Genomic DNA, 19,352 nt, shown 5'->3' on the forward strand with positions numbered 1-19,352 from the left:
CGTGACTTCTGTGTCGTGCTGTTACTTCAAACTCTTGACTTCTTCCTCTTGAGTTTTAACGTGATGGTTGTCATTGTGTAACACCAGTTCAGTGTCTAAGGCCGATGCAGAGGCGGAAAAACCATTATTTGCGGCATGGTTTCCTGAATCCGCTGCTATTGCTGGCAATTTGCGCCGATTTCCCCACAACACGCCGGCTGTGAAAGTTAGGGATGCGATCGCAATTCCTCCCCCTATTCCCGCCCACCATAAAGACACGGGTAAATTATTAAAATTAACCTCTGTTGCCTTTGGAGTTGCCTCTTCTTTTTCCTCATCTTCTGAGTGTTTATCGTTACCGCCTCGCAAAGATTGTGCGTAAAGTTGAGGTGCTCGCTGCGTTACTACCAAATCTCCCTCGAATAAACCGGTCTTAACTTCAACTAAATCTCCGGCAGTTTGACCTTGTTCAATTTCAACAGCTTGATAAGCATTGCCATTTTGGACGTAAACGGTTTTTTTACCGCTAACCTCCACTACCGCTGCACTCGGAATTGCTAAAATATTTGTGGCAGTTTTGTCTGTTAAAATCTCCAACTCCGCAAACAGTCCGGGCTTTAATTCGCCGTTAATATTATCTACTTCTGCTTTTACCAGCACAACCCGCGTTTCTCCTGACACGGATGACCCAATGAAGGTGATTTTTCCCTTGAAAATGCGATCGGGTAAATTAGCAACTTTTACCCTGACTTCCTGACCCTGTTTTACTTGATTCAGGTCTTTTTCGTAAATATTGGCTGTGGCAAAAACGCGGCTGTCATTTAACAGACTCATCAACGGTTTTTCAGCGTTTACTGACTCTCCTGGAGTGATTTCGCGATCGGCTACCGTCCCCGAAATCGGAGCAACTACGGTAACGAGTCCTCGATCGTTGGCAGCAGTTCCTAATTGTTGCAGCCGCGCTTGATACGCCGCATCAGCCAAGCGAATGCGCGACTGAGCGACTTCGACGGCAGTTTTGCCGCGTTTGAGTTGGTTCTCGGCTTCTAGGAATTCCCGGCGGCTCTGAGCTCTGGTAAGTTGAGCTTTTGCTTCTGCTACTCTGCCTTGGGCATCCCGCAATTCCCGCATTGGGAGGTCTACTTCGGCTTGTTTAATTTCGGTTTGAGCTTTGATTACTTCAGGACGGCTTTTTGCCTTAGCAACAGCGGCTTGTGCTTCGGCGAAGCGAGCTTGCGATTCCAGCATTGTGCGCCGCGCGATCGCCCCAGATGCCACTAATTCTTTGTCGCGATCGAACTGTTCTTTTGCCACAGTCAGTTCAGTTTCGGCTCTGGCGATCTCAGCTTGCGATATTTCAACTTGGCGCTGATAGTTTTCTTTAGCGGCTTGCACCACGGAACGATTATTTACTAATTCTTGTTCTTGCTGGTACTGCTTAGTTACCGCTGTCAATTGGGTTTTGGCTTGGGCGATTTCTGCTGCGGATATTTGAAGTTGGCGATCGTAATTTTCTCGTGCTAGTTTTAGATCGCCTTCAGCTTGCTGCAAATCTGCCTCAGCTTCGGCACGTTTCGAGAGAGATTCAACCCGCAATTGTCCTAATTCTGAACTGGATAAAACCGCAAGTGGTTGACCTTTTGATACTTTGTCCCCAGGCTTAACTAGCAACTCTACTACTTTCCCAGCAACAGGAGCCGTAACTTCTACTTTTTCGTTGGGTAAAGTTTCAATTTGTCCGGTGGTTTTGATGCCGATATCTAGTCGCTGTCGAGCGGCAGGGGAAACTTTAATTCCTAATCGTTTTGCTGTTTCGGCATCGACAGAAATAGCAGTAGGAGTTTCAGTTGCTTCGTCGCTATGCTTAAATTCATCTCCGTGGCCAGCGTGGGCAAAAACAGCGACAGGAGAACTTAGCAAAATTATGCTGAACAAAGTTCCAGAAAAACTGCTAATAATTGCCGGAGATTGAACATACTTGTGGAATATCATCGTTGGCAGTGTCCTTGAAATGAGGTTGAGTGCCCCAGGTTTAACGATTGGTATTTTGCCAAGGTAAGTAAGTGACACCCATTAGGTAAAGTTACTTATTAGCATTTTCCCATAAGCGACCGATAAGCAATGACCGAGAGCTAGAAATGCTCTACTCAACCTAGTGTTTCACAGTCAAATGAAATTAGGATGAAATTTCGCTTCAGCAGCCCAGATGCCTACGGGCTGCTAAAATGCCAATGTTGAAGCCGATCTCAAGACGAAATTGAGGACAATTCAAACTGTGCTACCGGAAAATGAAGTTAGGAAAGCGAGCGCATCTCTTGGCTATCCAGGCGCTTGAAGACAGAAGTCAGAATATTACCCATTCCCAATTTCACAGTGCATATATGGATCATCTGACAGTCAAATTCCAAGGCATGAGTTGAGTGGATGGCCCCTTCTGCTGGTATCCAGCGCGTTTTTGCTGAAGTTGGACTAGACCCAAAAGCAGCTCAAATCTAAACACTGCAAGCACCAGGGAAAATTGTAGCGATGGTGGGAGATGGGATTAACGATGCTCCGGCTTGGGCAATAGCGGATGTGGGAACTGCGACGCTGCTCATGTAAGGGTATAAATAAGCTTTCAGGTGTTGACATATCATTATCTGCTGATATGATGATGTAAAAGAGCTTTGTATTGAAGCTAAGCATATGATTTTCTCTGCTCAATCCCAGTCCACTCGCTTGAAAGCAAAACTCTTTCGTGGGTTTTCCGATCCATCCCGATTGGCGATTTTGGACGTGCTGCGATCGCGTCCAATGACCGTGAGTGAAATTGTTGAAGCAACCGGGCTATCGCAATCTAACACCTCAAACCACTTGGGCTGTCTCCGTGATTGCGGTCTGGTAAACACCGTACAGCAAGGACGGTACACGAGCTATCAACTCGCCGATGCACGAGTTGCTGAGATTTTGGAAATGGTTGAAGAGTTACTGGCTGATGTAGCAAAAGGAGTTTATGAATGTACCCGCTACAACTGCTCAGAGAACGAATAACAACAAGCTAAACAGGAGGCACGATGTCAGACTGTGGATGTCACATGGAAGCCAAGAACGCAGCCGAGCGTAAAACGTTGCGAATTCTGTTACTTATCAATGGCACAATGTTTGTCGTCGGAATTGTGGCAGGAGTTTTAGCGGATTCAACTGCCTTAGTGGCAGACTCATTAGATATGTTTGCAGATGCTTCGGTTTACATGATGTCGCTGTATGCAGTTGGCAAATCGGCGCATCACAAGAATCGTGCAGCGACTCTAAGTGGTATTTTTCAGATCACGTTAGCCGTGATGGTTGTCGTCGATGTGATTCGACGGTTTGTTTGGGGAAGCTCACCGGAATCAGGTTGGATGATGGCAATGGCTTTCTTGGCGCTGATTGCTAACAGTTATGGTTTGTACCTTCTCTCAAAGCATCGTAAGGGTGAGGTACATATGCGGGCAAGTTGGATATTTACGCAGAATGATGTAATTGCAAATTTTAGTGTGATCGTCGCAGGTTTCCTAGTCACTCTATTTAATTCTCGGTTTCCCGATTTAATTGTTGGATTTGGAATCGCAAGCCTAGTCGTTTGGGGTGGAATCAGTATTATTCGGGATGCACAACGCGACAGAATGAAGCAACCACGGCTGTAGTAATATCGCTTAACAGGTTTTGCAGCAACGATTTGAACGTTTCTCGCTTCATTTTAGTTTTTTCATCGCCGAGACATAGAAACAGTACCGAAGATAGCTATGAGTAAAATGTACTCCAGCAACTTAACCCTGGAACAATGGGAGTTGATTGAACCTTTAATCCCACCTGCAAAATCTAGGGAACGTCTTCGCAAGGTTGAGGTGTGGAATGTCCTGAATGCAATCTTTTACCTGTTAACCCAAGGCTGTACTTGGCGTGACTTATCGGGAGACTTCCCACTTTGGCAGAGCGTCTATCGCTACTTCTGCACCTGGCGTAAAGACGGAACTTTGCTGAGGCTACATGACCGACTTAGAGCCTGGGTTAAAGTTAGCCACAACCGAGCGGTGAGTCCGTCTGAAGCCATCGTGGATAGTCAAAGCATCAAAAATGCAGCAATGGTAAACCAAGCAATGGGATGTGACACAGGTAAGCAAATAATATGAGTCAATAATTTTTACTTAACATGAGCAAAACGATAATAATTCTTACTCTCGATCGCAACTTTTGACCGCAAACATGAGCTAATTAGCAGCCAAACTTTTAACTCAATAATTTACCAAATTGTTAGCTTTGGAGATATAGTATGAATATATGTTCATAAGTTAATTGTATTTTTCTATCTAGGAGGCATCATGAAAAAGACAAAAGCATCAGATTCCGGCTGCTGTAGTTGCAGTCACGACGATCGTCCCGATCTCAGTCATGAGAATCATAACCAGAACCAAAGCCACGGCCAGGGGAACGGAGATTTTAACCTCAAGCAAGAATTGATTCCTGTGATATTGGTTGTTGTACTATTTGTCGGCGGTTTAATTTTTGAAGAAAAACTGCACAACACGCCCTATTCAATAGGTGAATATCTGGTTTTCATCCCAGCCTATCTTTTAAGCGGATGGAATGTTTTAACCAGTGCGGGTCGCAACATTCTGCGAGGTCGATTTTTTGATGAAAATTTCTTAATGACTATAGCAACACTGGGCGCTGTAGCCATTCACAAACTCCCTGAAGCAGTCGGGGTGATGTTGTTTTTCAAAATCGGAGAACTTTTTCAAGAATTTGCCGTAGGGCGATCGCGTCAATCGATCCGATCGCTTTTAGAAATTCGCCCTGACAGCGCCAACCTCAAAGCAAATGGCGACATCAAAAAAGTTGCACCAGAAACCGTAGCCGTCGGCGAGATCATCCTTGTCAAACCGGGAGAAAAAATTCCCTTAGACGGTGAAATTATAGACGGCAGTTCTCAGATTGACACATCTGCACTAACTGGAGAATCAGTACCTCGAACCGTGAAAGTTGGAGAAATAGTTTTAGCAGGAACAATTAACCAGACAGGAGTTCTTACCGTCAAAGTTACCAAACTATTCGGTGAATCTTCAATATCCAGAATTCTGGAATTAGTAGAAAATGCCAGAAGCAAAAAAGCTGAAACTGAGAAATTTATCACCAAATTTGCCAGTTACTACACGCCTTTTGTAGTGTTTGCATCGCTAGCAGTGGCTTTAATTCCGCCTTTGTTGATTTCAGGGGCAACTAATGCCGATCGCTTTTTATGGGTTTACCGCGCCCTTGTCTTGTTAGTTATTTCCTGTCCTTGCGGATTGGTTATCAGCATTCCTCTGGGATACTTTGGGGGAATTGGCGGTGCAGCCAAGCGCGGGATTTTGGTTAAAGGCTCGACTTTTTTAGATACCCTGACAGCAGTCAAGACAGTTGTTTTGGACAAAACTGGAACTTTGACAAAAGGAGTTTTTAAAGTAGCACAAATTGTGCCTACGAATGGTTTTTCCCAGACAGAGTTAATGGAAATAGCTGCTAAAGTAGAATCTCAGTCAAATCACCCTGTCGCGAAATCTATTATGGAAGCTTACGGCGGAAAAATAGATTCATCGGATGTGAAAGATTACGAAGAAATAGCGGGACACGGCATCCGAGCAAAATTAAATAATCAAATTGTGCTTGCGGGAAATGACCGTTTGCTGCACCGAGAAAATATCCCTCACGATGTCTGCAATGCTGAAGGTACTGTCGTCCATTTAGCAGTAGACAACCGCTACGCTGGCTATATTTCAATTGCTGATGAGCTTAAGGAAGACGCAGTACAGGCTATTCGCGATCTCAAGAAAGTCGGTGTCGATCGAATCGTGATGCTAACAGGAGATAATCAAGCTGTAGCTGAGAGTGTTGCGAAAAAGCTCGGTTTAGATTCCTACTTAGCTGAGTTATTACCTGAAGGAAAAGTAGAGGCGATAGAAAAACTGATCTCCCAATCTAAAAAAGGCGATAAAATTATCTTCGTTGGGGATGGAATTAATGATGCCCCCGTACTTGCTAGAGCCGATGTTGGCATAGCAATGGGAGGTCTGGGTTCGGATGCGGCGATCGAAACTGCCGATGTTGTAATTATGGCAGATGCACCGTCCAAGGTGGCTGAAGCTATCCAAATTGCCAGAAAAACTCACAATATTGTTTGGCAAAATATCATTTTTGCCATGTTAGTCAAAGGCATATTTATTGCTTTTGGTGCTTTTGGGTTAGCTACAATGTGGGAGGCCGTTTTTGCCGATGTTGGGGTCGCTTTAGCAGCAATTTTCAATGCGACTAGAGTTTTGAAATAGAGTGTTCGCTGGGCGGGCATTGCCGAACTTACGCCACAATTGAAACATACATTTTGAGGTCAAATATACTATGCGTCGTCAACGTTCTCAGCCTTGGATTCACCGCTATTCTCGTCCCATCACGGCAGGAATTGCCTCGATAGGGGCTGCGATCACTGCTTATCTAACAGTGGTCAAGTTATCCAACGGAACGGCAGTTTGTCCGATCGAAGGCTGCGATATCGTGCTTTCGAGTCCCTATGCCTATGTCTTTGGTTTGCCTCTTTCTTTGTTCGGTTTTTTGGGCTACTTGAGCATGATAGTTTTTGCCGTAGCTCCCCTACTTGTTAATCCAGCAGAACAGAAGAGTCTCCGCTCTAAGTTAGAGTCTTGGACGGGACTATTTCTGTTTGCTGGTAGCACAGCTATGACGATTTTCAGCGGCTATCTGATGTATGTACTGGCTGTTGATATTAAAGCAGCTTGTATTTACTGTATTGCTTCTGCTTTGTTTGCAACTAGCTTGTTTGTCTTAGCATTAATCGGTCGCGAATGGGATGATATCGGGCAACTATTTTTTATAGGAATTCTGGTGTCTATGTTAGTGCTGATTTCCTCTCTGGCTCTTTATGCCGATGTCAATAATCTCGGTACGGCTAAGGAAACAAGTATGAACACTACAACATCTTCTGGTACTTCAGAAATTGCTTTAGCCCAACATTTAAAAAGAGTGGGAGCTAAAATGTACGGTTCTTTTACCTGCGATCACTGTCAGATGCAGAAGGAAAGTTTTGGCAAAGAAGCGGCTCGCATTATCAATTATATCGAGTGCAATCCGCAAGGGAAAAATGCTCGTCGCGATCTTTGCGAAGCGGCCAAGATTCAGGGTACTCCTACTTGGGAAATTAATGGTAAGTTCTACTCAGGGCAAAAATCTTTGCAGGAGTTAGCTGATTTATCAGGTTATCAGGGAACTCGCGAATTTAGAAACCTCTCAAATCAGCAACGTTGACAAGAGTGATTTTTGGCGATCGACCTCATCATAGTCGATCGCACGCATCTCCGTTTAAGGTATGAAAAAATACACAATTTTATATTTATGGTAATCGTGCGGTTGTAGCTAATGGGCGATCGCTGGCTATCTTGGATTTTAAACATTCAAGAGCCAGGAAAACTGCCATTTCCCGCGTTCCTCAGCACAAGAAGCCAGGTTTCACTGCAATCACAATTGGGCTTCAGGTGAGATTATGTGTAACGCCCCAGGTTTTACTGCTGTGCCTCATGCAGCAGCCCGTGTAGAAACTTCTTTAAGAATAGAAAATAATTCATCTAGCAGTTTAAAAGGATGCAGGGGTGCGATGGCGTTCCGCCCCGCAAGCTACGGCATCAGTTACGCTTGCTGTCAGAATGTCCTAACTGTGAGGCGAGGTTTAAGGTTCCGGCGTTGTAGGAGCTGAGCGGTGTCGGTTGCCTTTTGGAGGGATGAGTGCATATCACAAAGCTATTTGAGCGAAGTATTTTTCTGGATTAACTTGAGCTAACTCGATGGAGATAACCTTGACACCTTCACAGGCAAATTTCTTACACTAAAAACATATCTAACGGTTAGACACGCCAAATAACGCGAACAATCATAAATCAGATCGCCCCGTCACTCCGCTTCAGCCATTTCACTTACCCAAATTCCGTGAGTTTACCAGGTACGAGATACTGCCTAATGAGTTAGCTTTGATGTAAGCTCTCCCAAAAGCCTTTCCGCCAGCTAAGTTCATAAGTGCTGATGGAGCTAATTTCTTAGGCATATTTTATAGAGAAACTTTCAGGCGCCAAATAATGAATAAGAAAGACCTGAGTGAAGCCGATATTTGCGATCGCTACATTACACCTGCCCTTTATGACGCGGGTTGGAAAAAGGGTCAAATCCGCAGGGAATATAGCTTTACAGACGGTCAGATGATAGTCCGGGGTCAGATGGCGGTGCGAGGATCTGGGAAACGGGCAGATTACCTGCTGTATTACCCAGCAAATCAGCCGATCGCAGTCATTGAAGCCAAAGACAACAAGCATAGTGTGGGGGCAGGGATACAGCAGGCACTTGCCTACGCAGAGGCTCTGAAAGTTCCCTTTGTCTTTTCCTCGAATGGGGATGCCTTCTTATTCCATGACAAGAGTGGAACCTACGCTCAGATAGAACAGCAACTCGGCCTGAATGCCTTTCCATCACCAGAGGAACTATGGCAGCACTATAAACAGTGGCAGGATTTACAATCCGTTAATCAGGATTTGCTAACGTCCTCCTATTTCGTTGAGATTGGCGGGAAGGAACCCCGTTACTATCAACAACTTGCAGTCAATCGCACAATTGAGGCGATCGCTCGTGGTCAGAGACGGTGTTTGTTGGTGATGGCAACCGGAGCGGGTAAAACTTACACAGTCTTTAATATTATCTGGCGACTGTGGAAGACGAAAGTTGTCAAACGGGTTTTGTTTCTGGCCGATCGCAATGCACTGGTAGACCAAACGATTATTAATGACTTTCGCCCCTTTGGTGAGGTCATGACCAAGCTAGACCGCAGGCTGGTTGATAATGAAAATGGGGAGATTACTACCGCCTATGAAATCTATCTGGGACTGTATCAAGCAATCATCGGCAATGAAGAACGAGATAACCTCTACGAGAAATTCGACCGAGATTTCTTCGACCTGGTGGTGATTGATGAGTGTCACCGGGGCAGCGCAGCAGAGGACTCCAATTGGCGACAGGTACTCGATTATTTCTCAGAGGCAATTCAGGTAGGGCTGACGGCAACGCCAAAGGAAACCAAATACGTCTCAAATATTGATTACTTTGGTGAACCGATTTTTGAATACTCCCTCAAGCAGGGAATCGAAGATGGTTTCCTGGCTCCCTTCCGCAGGATACAAGTTGGCTTAGATAAAGACCTGGAAGGTTGGACGCCAGAAGCAGGAGAATATGACGATAATGGTCAACTAATTGAGGAGCGGGACTATAACCTGCTGGACTATGACCGAAACATTACCTTTGGCAAACGGACTCAACGGGTCGCGGAATATGTCACTCAGTTTCTTCACGATGGCGACCCAATGCGGAAGACCATTGTTTTTTGTGAGGACATTGACCACGCCGAACGAATGCGAGAAGCCTTGGCTAACGTAACGCTGAATCGAGGGCTTGTTCTCAAAGACCATCGTTACGTCATGCGAATTACTGGAGATGAGAAGGAAGGTAAAGCTCAAATCGATAACTTTATCAATCCCAAAGAGACGTATCCAGTGATTGCCACGACATCTAAGCTAATGACGACGGGGATAGATGCCCAAACCTGCCATGTGATTGTGTTGGATCGCCGTATCCAATCTCTGACAGAGTTTAAGCAGATTATTGGTCGGGGTACGCGCTTACGCCCGGACTATGGCAAGAATTTCTTCACGATTATTGATTTCCGCAACGCCACCCAACTCTTTGATGATCCGGATTGGGACGGCCCACCGATTCAGGATGAAAACTTTGGTACAGAAAGTCAACAAACCGGAACGGTCATTAATACAGAAGCAAAAGGCAATGATGATGGCGAGGACGTGGACGATAATGACGATCGCATCGGCACTGACTTGTCAGTTCGCATCAAGTATCGAGTCGGTCGGCAGGAGTTCGAGGTAGCAAAGGAGCGGGTGAGCTATTACAACAAGGATGGACAACTAACTACAGAGTCGCTAAAGGATTATACTCGTCGCACTGTCAGCGAGGCATACCAGTCTCTCGACCATTTTCTCAATAAGTGGAACGAAGCCGATCGCAAACAAGCGATTGTTGAAGAGTTGAAAGAGCATGGGGTGATTCTAGAAGCTTTGGAGGATATGGTCGGTAAGGACTATGACCTCTTCGATTTAGTTTGCCATGTTGCCTTTGACCGTCCACCCCTAACTCGTAAAGAACGGGCCGATAAAGTACGAAAGCGCGATGTGTTTGCCAAATATGGTGCAACTGCCTGTATTGTATTGAATGCTCTATTGGATAAGTATGCCGATCGGGGCATCATTGCGATCGAAGATACGACTGTCTTACAGCTTGACCCGTTTGCCAAACTGGGAACTCCGATGGAGCTCGTCCGCAGCTTTGGTAACAAACAACAGTACAAAGCCGCGATTCGAGAGCTAGAGTCTCTGTTGTACGAAAACCGAGGAGCTTGAGCCTGTTACCTGCCTAGAGTACAACTGTTTTTTAGTATCTTTTGAGAAGGACGTTTTTATGTCGCTGAGTGCCACCATTAAATCGATTCAAGACATCATGAGGAAAGATGTCGGGGTAGATGGCGATGCCCAGCGCATTGGTCAGCTTGGCTGGATGGTGTTTTACAAAATTTTCAGCGACCAGGATGCCGAGCTAGAGTTGAATGATGATAACTACAATTCACCGCTACCTTTGGATCTGCGCTGGGATGAGTGGGCAGATAGCAAGAAATTGGGCAAGAATGCACCCACGGGAGAGGACTTGTTGCAATTAGTTGATGGACAATTGTTTCCCACACTAAAGGAACTCGCGGTTGATGACCTGGAAGGAATCGCTTTAGAACGAGCCAAACTGCTCCGAAGTGTGTTTCAGGATGCCTACAATTACATGAAGTCGGGTACACTGCTGCGGCAGGTGGTAGACAAGATTAATGACAGCATTGACTTTAACGAGTCCCAAACCCGCCATGTCTTTGGTGACATTTACGAACAGATTCTCAAAAACCTTCAGAATGCCGGGAATGCCGGAGAGTTTTATACGCCTCGTGCGGTGACTCAGTTTGCCGTGGATATGGTGAATCCACAACTGGGCGAGAAGGTGTTTGATCCTGCCTGCGGTACGGGTGGCTTTTTGACCTGTGCTTATGAACATCTGAAAAAACAAGCGAATTCGCCTGAACAGTTACAACGGGTGAAACGAAGCATTCTGGGTGTGGAGAAAAAACAACTGCCTCACCTGCTTTGTGTGACGAACATGATGGTGCATGGCATTGAGGTGCCGACGACTGTGCTGCACGACAATACACTCCGCAAGCCTCTCCGGGACTATGGGCGCGATGACCAGGTGGATATTGTGGTGACGAACCCGCCTTTTGGTGGCATGGAAGAAGATGGAATTGAGCGGGGTTTTCCTAGCGAGTTTCAGACGCGGGAAACGGCAGATCTGTTTTTAGTGCTGGTGATGGAATTGCTGAAGGATGGTGGCAGAGCTGCGATCGTTCTCCCAGATGGTACGTTGTTTGGGGAGGGCATCAAGACTCGCATTAAACAGAAGCTACTGCGTGACTGTAACCTGCACACGATTGTCCGGCTTCCGAATGGGGTTTTTAGTCCTTACACCGGTATTCGCACCAATGTTTTGTTTTTCACCAAAGGCGAACCTACTACAGAGGTTTGGTATTACGAGCATCCTTACCCAGCGGGGGCGAAGTCTTACAACAAGACCAAGCCGATGCGGATTGAGGAGTTTGATGTCGAGAAAGCCTGGTGGAAGAACCGAGAGGAAACGGAATATGCCTGGAAGGTGTCTGTTGAAACGATCGCTTCCAATGGCTACAACCTGGATATCAAGAACCCTAACGCCCCAGAAAATATCCATGAAGACCCAATAGCGCTGCTGAAGCAATATCAGGAAGCTGTTATTAAGGCAGAGAATGACCGCCAAGCTCTAAAAAACAGCCTGGTAGCAGCCCTAGAACGAGGTGATAGTTGATGGATTTCAAGACGTTTTTAGAAAACTTTGATGCGATCGCAGAAGCGCCTGGTGGTATTCCAAAACTGCGATTGCTCATTCTGGATTTGGCAGTGAGGGGAAAATTAGTTCCACAGAATCCAGAAGATGAGTCCGCTGATTCTTTGTTGGAGGACATTAAATTTGAGAAAGCTCAATTTATTAACAATAATAAATTAGGCCGAGATAAGCCTGTGGAGTCTGTAGTCCTGGATAACTTCCCTTTTGAAATTCCCAAAAATTGGATTTATTCACAAATAGGTGAGTTATTTGTTTTGTCTAGCGGAACAACTCCTAGCAGAACGAAGCAAGAGTATTTTATAAATGGTACTGAAAGCTGGGTCAAGACTACTGATCTAAATAATGGAATCGTTTTACAGTGTGAAGAAAAAATAACCCAACAAGCAGTTACTGATTGCAATCTTAAGTATTACCCACCTAAGACTATATGTATTGCAATGTATGGAGGAGGTGGAACGATTGGCAAATCAGGAATACTAGGAATAAAAACTACTATCAATCAATCTGTTTGTGGAATTTATCCGAGCAGTTATGTTGTCCCAGAGTTTATACATATATATGTAAAATCTATTAGAGCTACATGGATGAAATTTGCGGCTGGACTTCGCAAAGACCCTAACATAAATGCAGGTATCATTCGCAATATGATATTTCCTCTTCCTCCTCTTGCTGAACAGAAGCGGATTGTTGAGAAGGTGGATGAGTTGATGGCGTTATGCGATCGCTACGAAGCCGCCAAGCAAACGCGAGACAACCTGCGGCAAAAACTGAGGGGAAGTGCGATCGCTTCTATCATAAACGCCGAAACTGATGAGGAATTGGATGCTGCTTGGATATTTGTGCGCGACAACTGGCACAATATTAGCCAACACGCTGAAGACATAGACAGTTTACGGCAGACCCTTCTTCACTTAGCTGTACGTGGCAAGCTTGTTCCTCAAAATCCTTATGATGAACCTGCTGAAAAATTGTTGAAGGTTATTGCTACCAAGCACGCTAGTTACACCAAAAAATTAAGGCAGCCAAAAGGTCTTCCTTCTCTTAAGGATGTAGATAAGCCTTTTGAATTGCCGCTTGGATGGTGTTGGTGCAGATTTACAGAGATTGGTCAGCTAGATAGAGGAAAGTCTAAGCATCGACCAAGAAATGATTCCGTACTTTACGAAAATGGTTCTATACCATTGGTACAAACTGGAGATGTAGCTCGCGCAAACGGTATAATTCAGACATACACCACCCTCTATAATAACCAAGGACTTGCTCAAAGTCGTCTTTGGTCGAAAGGTACTCTTTGTATCACTATCGCGGCTAATATAGGGGATTCGGCGATTTTAGGCTTTGATGCTTGTTTCCCCGATAGCATTGTTGGATTTCTACCAACTCAACCAATTCCAGATTCAAGATATTTTGAGTTTTTCATAAGAACTTTGAAGAGTAGACTTGAAGATTTTGCGCCCTCAACTGCTCAAAAGAACATTAACTTAGGTATTTTGGATGAAGTGTTGATTCCACTTCCACCCCTTGCTGAACAAAAACGCATTGTCGCCAAAGTTGATGAACTGATGAAACTTTGCGACCAGCTTGAAGCCAGCCTGCGCGAGAGCCAGCAACAAGCAGAGAGCCTTGCCGCATCCGCCATCAGCCACCTGACAATTTAGATATTGGTAGGTTAGGCTTCAGCCAGTACACATGAGCTATTCTGACTGAATCGTGCAGCCGATCTACACAGCATTACAGCTTTTGCCGCGTCGATCAGACTTTTCGTACTAGAACACAAAAAGCCCGATCGCCTTGCCGCCAGTCACACTCCGGCACTTGCCGATCGTGCAGCCGATCGAACCTTTTACTGCTCTGCTTCAGGTTTGGGTTCCTTTGGTTTTTTCTCAAAGACTTGGATACTTGGGTCTGATAGCACAAAGCCGTTAGGGGTTGATTCACCCATCTTGCCACCGATAGCAGCCACCCACATGGGATAGTTGGCAGCAGCATCTTCAAGCTTCTTCCATATTTTTGGCTTAACACTAACGGACACTACCCGGTCGTCACAGTCAAGCTCAAAGGTTTTCCAGTTGTCTTTATTAGTTTGTACGTTGGTAGGAAGTTCGTTAATTTTGATGATGAGTTCGAGCTTGCCAAGTGTCATAGGTCGTTTTGTTGGTTTAATGCGTGTTGCTTTTCTGGTACTTTGCCAGCTTTGTTATATTTTCCAGCCTAGGGGTTGAAACCGCTACAGCTTCATTAGGGCGGGCGTACCAAAAAATCTAGGTCAGGATAGAGCAATATCCTGATAGACAGCCCCAAACCCTTGCTCCTACATCAGGTACTTGCTGGCTATGGCAAGGGTTCGATCGCCTGCAACTACCTCGCACAGATTAGACACGGTTGAGAAGAGTTGACGGGTAATCATCCGCTAAAATCCATAATCTCGAATCTTTGTCTGATAGCTCGTAGCTACTGAGTATGGGTAAGTACAATCCAAGGGTTACAGGGAGTGTTACCGTCTCTTGGAGTAGGGATGAAGTTGGAACCGATTCGGTTGTGTGGGGCGTGTTATGCTGAGTCCCCTTGTCATAAGATTGAGTAGCAGTTTAAGAGTATGCAGGGGTGCGATCAACATCAGTTGCGGTTGCTGTCGGAGTGTCCCAACTGTGGAGCTAGGTTTAAAGTTCCGGCGTTATAGGTGAATAGGTGGTGTCAAAGGTGTTTTCTGGGTTTTGGGGAGATGAGGGACTACCAAAAATCCTAAGATGCTACTAAAATTCGGAAGCCTGACATGAACAACCTAAACTGAAAAAACTGATAGCCTTGCCCCGGGATAAGAAGACGCTTATGATCTATAAAAATATCGAGGTGTGAGTCAATTTTTTAAATAATTAACTAATCAGGTTCATTTTCCGTTAGGCTGAATGGTAGAGCATAAATCTATAGAGTAGTTTGTTCGGGTAACTAAAGGAGACAGCGTGACAGTCAGCGTGAACACCAGACAATTGCCATCTTATGATCAACCACCTGTTAACGAAGTGGTTTGTAGTGTTCAGTTTGACCCTATCGAAGCTTTTCTTAGTCCCCATATTGGCTTGTTATGGCAGAGGTTTCAACCTGACTACCCGTTTTGCAGCGACGTTGCCCCATTGGCACCAAGACTAGAAGTTGTCAATAATCGAATTATTGAAGCTTCGATAGAACTGAGTGATATTATTCCTTTGCCAAGAGTATGGTTCATTAGTTCTGATGAAACAAGGGTTATCCAAGTTCAACGTGACCGATTTATTCATAACTGGAGAAAAATTAGTTCAGATAGTGAGTATCCCAGGTATGGAAGTCTCATTAAAATGTTTCAAGCTCATTTAAACCGCTTTAATTCCTTCATAGAAGAGGGCGATTTAGGTAAAATTCAGATACATCAATATGAACTAAGTTATGTTAATGAAATTCCACAAGGAGAAGCATGGGAAACTCTTGAGGATATAGGTAAAATTTTCCCTGACTTTAAATGGCAGGTAGATTTAGAGCGCTTTCTTCCAAAACCTCAGAATATTGACTGGGACACAACTTTTGACTTGCCGGAAGAATTGGGCAGATTACATATATCTATTAGGAATGTTATTCTCAACAATCACCCAACTATTTTATTTGAACTAAGTGTGCATGGAATGGGCAATTATAATTCTCTGGATTCTATGCAAAGTTGGTTTGATGTAGCACATGAATGGATTGTCCAGACATTTGCGGATTTAACTGATAAAAAAATACAGACAACCGTTTGGAAGAGGGGAGAGTAAAGTTATGACTGTAATTATCCCTCCATTAAAAAAACAAGAACCAGAAGAGCAAACGATTTTCTTGACAACCCCACTCATTAATAATAAAAAAAACTATCGTGCTACTTCTAGCCGCATAATTAAATCAACTCGTTCACTAGCACAGATATCGGTAGAGCCTGGGACTTATGAAGGTAATAAATATTATGGCAATTACCTTCCAAAACAGGTAGAGATTGGTTCGAGCACTTACGATAGTTTGCCGAAAACTAATATTAAAGAACGACGTAGTAAATTTTTTTCACTTCCGATAAATGATTTATCCAATAATTTACCCCGTATTCATAAAAAGATTGAAGCTAAAAATTATCAGAGACAACGAGCCCAGAGACTTCGACTATATCTTGATTCACTAAAAAGTGAGGTAAAAGAGGAAATAGATGCAGGCTTTACAGAAGGAGTTCTCAATCTATCCTGGTTTGTGTGGGAAGCACTCAAACGTTTTTTTGAAGAAACCGGGCTATGCTTAGAAGTGCCAGATGCTTGTCCAGGTTTAAGAGATAATTTCATGTACACATGGTCAAAATCTGAACACTATTTAGAGTGCGAAATCTTTGGCTCTGGTGAAATAGAATTTTTCTATCGAAATAGAAACACTGGAGAAGTTTGGGGAGAAGATACTACGCTTGAACAGGGTTTTTCGGCTAATATTTTGAATAAAGGTTCGTTCTTTAGTGAGTGAGTTCTTTGAGATAAAATCGGCTGGAGCTAATTTAGCCCCAGTCCCGGATGCTTGCTACGTCCTTAGACTTATTCGACCACCCCTAGATTTTGTACAAAATGGCAACATCTCAGCGGCTCAATTGGAACTCGATTTTATTTTATCAACAGAAGATAAAAAATCTGTTCCACCTCACCTGAGCGTTTGGGTGGACTATCTTACAACCCCTGAACAAGCTTACCAATTTCTTCCAACAGACTCGCCTCGGAAATTAGTTCTCTATCTTAAAGTTAATGAAATTCGTCAAATTCAAGCAAATTCTGGACAATGCGTTTATCCTAATCTATTAAATGTTATTTGGGTTTATATTTACATTTACTGTAAAGTCAAAGATAAAAGTGTTAAAGACCCTCGCCCTGGTGCTGAGGGTCATGCTGGTATTACAGGGCTTGAGGAGGATTCAGTCACTAATGAATTAACTAAAAGCCAAAAGAAGCTTCTTCGTAAGGATTTGCGTTCCAAGTTAGCAGAACTAGCATCTAAGAATTATTCTCAGATTAAGGATTGATAGATATCTCTTTAAACGTAAAAGCTAATCATTATTAAACATCTGATTGTACAAGAGTTAGAGATTTTTTTAAATTCTAGAATGAAAGGGTCTTGCTCCCCCTTATTTCTGGTTTTCCACTCAAGTTGGTTGTGTATTACCAAACTCTACCAGTTCGAGCGATCGCTATGAATGAATCCCAACACAACATAAACCGCCTTAGCGAAACCGAATTTGTAAACTCCGGTTCCTTCTCCCTCAGCCTTTGTAACATCATCGCCGCCACCTCAAAACTCAACCCCACAGACAGACAAAGGTCAAACGCCACCAAATCCTCGACTTGATGGCAGGCAAAAACAAGCTCTAATCAACGAATTACTGAGACAACCCTGTAAAAACATTCAAAACATAGAGTCAAGCATTTCGGTAACGGCTTGTTGGTGGCGGCCCCGGTTGTTTCGTCTCAAAGCATTACCCCAGAGCAGCCGAACCAAACCATAATCACGCTTACCAGACAAATTTGTGCGATCGCGCTGTATGACGGTCAGCGAAGGAACGGGCTAATTTTGTCCAGTCCGGTCTTGAACCAAGTAGCGGATTAGAGCATGAATTGCCCGCTGTGCCGTTAGCGAGAGAGCAACTCTCACAATACCTATCAGACTCGGACTGAAGAAATTCCCGATTGGTGACGAGCAATTTTAGATTTTAGATTTTAGATTTTAGATTTTGGATGCAAGGATTAAAGTCACGCATCAAGAGCATCGAGTGTCGATCGCTTTACTCACCAAGCCAGAAGTTCTCACCCCTGGATTTGTTACAATTCTCGATCGTGTGGAGCAGGTGCATCTACGAAAACCTGCTTTTAGGAGAACTTTTGACTATGTGGCTTAAATTTGGTGTTGCTCCCGACGGTAACTTGGCGAGCATTGATGAAGTTGTGCGCGGAAAAACTCAGCTAACTTGCCTCTACTGCGGTGGCGGATTGACAGCGAAAAAGGGGAAAGTGAAAGAACATCACTTCGCGCACACCGAGGACACTTGCAAGCCCGTGTCGCAGCGGATTAAAACCAGAGCTTTCCCATCGCTGCCTCTGTATGACAACTTCACCATCCAGCTTAAGGGTGAGGAATTGGAGCAATTGAAAGTGCTGTGGAAAGAGTACGGCGCACAGGACTACGGCATTCCCAAAGACTTGGTAAACTTTCGGTGGCAATTGAAAGGATTGCTAGAGTCGGAGGGCGATCGCACTTATCAGTTTACCGACCTCGGCAAAATCCCCGTCGGCGCACTTCCCCTGGCGCTGTTCAACAAAGTCCAGGAACCTTTGCTGCTGTCGGAGCTGGCTTCGTTGGAAGGCTCTGTAGAGATTGCTGAAGCTGCGGGTTTATCTTGTTTGGATGAACGGCGGGCTGATTTGCTGATTTATCGAGCACAGCTTCGTCGGATTCTGGTGAACTCGCTCTACTTCCTTGAGGTAAAAGCTGACGAAAGCTGCTTCTATAAAATTGGGGTAACAACTCGATCGATCGAGGAACGCATCGCGGAAGTGCAGCGGGATGTGAAAGCGCATTACTCGGATGTGACCGTCAATTTGCTGGGACTGTGGGAACACCGGGGGAATGTGGAGCTGTACTTCAAGCACCGGTACAAAGCTTTTAATTATCGCATTGGCAAGCTGACAGAGTATTTTGCGTTTCCGAACGTCAAGGCGGTGCTGAATGATTTGTACGGGATGGAAGCAAAAGTGTTGAGTGATGTTGAGTCGGATGCGATCGGCGATCGGGATGTCCGAGTTCGATTCAGAACGCGATGAACGCGGATGTTTACCAGGCATTCTATCCCAATCATTGGTGTGTGAGCCAAGAAAAAGCTGTGGAGGATGTCTGTGCTGCGGAAGACACGAATGTATGGGTTGCGATCGATGCAGGTTCTACTGTGGGCTTTGTACCCGTGAAACTACACGTTTGGGACAGCATGGGTGAAATTTATATGGTTGCTGTCGATCCAGACTTTCAAGGTCAAGGGATTGGCACCGCTTTGATAGAATTTGCTCTGGGTTGGATGAAAGATGCTGGGATGTCTATTGCTATGGTTGAGACTGGGGGCGATCCTGGTCATGAAAGAGCCCGTCACACCTATGAAAAGGTGGGCTTCGAGCTATTCCCAGTTGCCAGATACTTCAAAAAGCTCTAAGTGCAGATGTTAAGTATCAAGGTTTACTTGGTTATAGAGGGGCGATCGCGTCGCCCAATCGAGTCAT

16 protein-coding genes and 1 pseudogene are annotated in these 19,352 nt (G+C 44.7%); 15 read left to right on the forward strand and 2 right to left on the reverse strand.

The genetic code is table 11. The annotated features are described in order from the left end of the window. Window positions 1-21: 21 nt before the first annotated feature. Window positions 22-1,971 (reverse strand): efflux RND transporter periplasmic adaptor subunit, encoded by a 1,950-nt coding sequence (locus QUA34_RS13585; RefSeq protein ID WP_333387274.1) that lies wholly within the window; start codon window positions 1,969-1,971, stop codon window positions 22-24. 693 nt (window positions 1,972-2,664) lie between these two features. Here QUA34_RS13585 and QUA34_RS13590 point away from each other — a divergent pair. The 8 genes and pseudogenes from QUA34_RS13590 to QUA34_RS13625 all read left to right on the forward strand — a co-directional run bounded on the left by QUA34_RS13590 (window position 2,665) and on the right by QUA34_RS13625 (window position 13,721). Then, entirely contained in the window at window positions 2,665-3,009 is a 345-nt protein-coding gene (locus tag QUA34_RS13590; protein WP_333387277.1) for a metalloregulator ArsR/SmtB family transcription factor, read from the forward strand. A gap of 44 nt (window positions 3,010-3,053) precedes the next feature. Further along, window positions 3,054-3,644: a cation transporter gene (locus QUA34_RS13595; RefSeq protein WP_333387280.1), complete on the forward strand. Its 591-nt coding sequence runs from the start codon at window positions 3,054-3,056 to the stop codon at window positions 3,642-3,644. A 99-nt stretch (window positions 3,645-3,743) separates the two neighbouring features. Further along, window positions 3,744-4,118: pseudogene (locus tag QUA34_RS13600) on the forward strand (transposase); the annotation flags it as partial. A gap of 201 nt (window positions 4,119-4,319) precedes the next feature. Further along, window positions 4,320-6,302 carry a heavy metal translocating P-type ATPase gene (locus tag QUA34_RS13605; protein WP_333387283.1) on the forward strand — a complete coding sequence of 661 codons (1,983 nt, stop codon included), beginning with the start codon at window positions 4,320-4,322 and terminating at the stop codon, window positions 6,300-6,302. A gap of 70 nt (window positions 6,303-6,372) precedes the next feature. Beyond that, window positions 6,373-7,293, forward strand: coding sequence for a vitamin K epoxide reductase family protein (locus tag QUA34_RS13610; protein WP_333387285.1), 921 nt, complete (start codon window positions 6,373-6,375; stop codon window positions 7,291-7,293). Window positions 7,294-8,114: 821 nt separating this feature from the next. Then, the gene (hsdR, locus tag QUA34_RS13615) at window positions 8,115-10,493 is read left to right on the forward strand and encodes an EcoAI/FtnUII family type I restriction enzme subunit R (RefSeq protein WP_333387288.1); all 2,379 of its coding nucleotides are present in this window, start codon (window positions 8,115-8,117) and stop codon (window positions 10,491-10,493) included. Window positions 10,494-10,551: 58 nt separating this feature from the next. Next, the gene (locus QUA34_RS13620) at window positions 10,552-12,024 is read left to right on the forward strand and encodes a class I SAM-dependent DNA methyltransferase (protein WP_333387290.1); all 1,473 of its coding nucleotides are present in this window, start codon (window positions 10,552-10,554) and stop codon (window positions 12,022-12,024) included. Then, window positions 12,024-13,721: a restriction endonuclease subunit S gene (locus QUA34_RS13625; RefSeq protein ID WP_333387292.1), complete on the forward strand. Its 1,698-nt coding sequence runs from the start codon at window positions 12,024-12,026 to the stop codon at window positions 13,719-13,721. The genes QUA34_RS13620 and QUA34_RS13625 overlap by 1 nt, the downstream gene beginning before the upstream one ends. Window positions 13,722-13,906: 185 nt before the next feature. Here the strand turns inward: QUA34_RS13625 and QUA34_RS13630 are convergent, their stop codons facing one another. Further along, entirely contained in the window at window positions 13,907-14,206 is a 300-nt protein-coding gene (locus tag QUA34_RS13630; RefSeq protein WP_333387294.1) for a hypothetical protein, read from the reverse strand. A gap of 817 nt (window positions 14,207-15,023) precedes the next feature. Between QUA34_RS13630 and QUA34_RS13635 the strand changes: the two genes are divergently transcribed. The 7 genes from QUA34_RS13635 to QUA34_RS13665 all read left to right on the forward strand — a co-directional run bounded on the left by QUA34_RS13635 (window position 15,024) and on the right by QUA34_RS13665 (window position 19,285). Then, entirely contained in the window at window positions 15,024-15,845 is an 822-nt protein-coding gene (locus tag QUA34_RS13635) for a TIGR04255 family protein (RefSeq protein WP_333341750.1), read from the forward strand. Between the two features lie 4 nt (window positions 15,846-15,849). Next, the gene (locus tag QUA34_RS13640) at window positions 15,850-16,566 is read left to right on the forward strand and encodes a hypothetical protein (RefSeq protein WP_333341752.1); all 717 of its coding nucleotides are present in this window, start codon (window positions 15,850-15,852) and stop codon (window positions 16,564-16,566) included. A gap of 121 nt (window positions 16,567-16,687) precedes the next feature. Next, the gene (locus tag QUA34_RS13645; protein ID WP_333387296.1) at window positions 16,688-17,113 is read left to right on the forward strand and encodes a hypothetical protein; all 426 of its coding nucleotides are present in this window, start codon (window positions 16,688-16,690) and stop codon (window positions 17,111-17,113) included. 131 nt (window positions 17,114-17,244) lie between these two features. Further along, window positions 17,245-17,436, forward strand: a complete 192-nt coding sequence (locus tag QUA34_RS13650) for a hypothetical protein (protein ID WP_333387298.1) — start codon at window positions 17,245-17,247, stop codon at window positions 17,434-17,436. Window positions 17,437-17,818: 382 nt separating this feature from the next. Further along, window positions 17,819-17,983 carry a hypothetical protein gene (locus QUA34_RS13655; protein ID WP_333387301.1) on the forward strand — a complete coding sequence of 55 codons (165 nt, stop codon included), beginning with the start codon at window positions 17,819-17,821 and terminating at the stop codon, window positions 17,981-17,983. After that, complete coding sequence (locus QUA34_RS13660; RefSeq protein ID WP_333341756.1) at window positions 17,973-18,905, forward strand: GIY-YIG nuclease family protein; 933 nt, start codon at window positions 17,973-17,975, stop codon at window positions 18,903-18,905. The genes QUA34_RS13655 and QUA34_RS13660 overlap by 11 nt, the downstream gene beginning before the upstream one ends. Beyond that, the gene (locus QUA34_RS13665) at window positions 18,902-19,285 is read left to right on the forward strand and encodes a GNAT family N-acetyltransferase (RefSeq protein ID WP_333341757.1); all 384 of its coding nucleotides are present in this window, start codon (window positions 18,902-18,904) and stop codon (window positions 19,283-19,285) included. The genes QUA34_RS13660 and QUA34_RS13665 overlap by 4 nt, the downstream gene beginning before the upstream one ends. Window positions 19,286-19,352 lie beyond the last annotated feature (67 nt).

It is taken from the genome of Microcoleus sp. POL10_C6 (genome assembly GCF_036701585.1).
In the GTDB taxonomy this organism is placed as follows: Bacteria; Cyanobacteriota; Cyanobacteriia; order Cyanobacteriales; family Microcoleaceae; genus Microcoleus.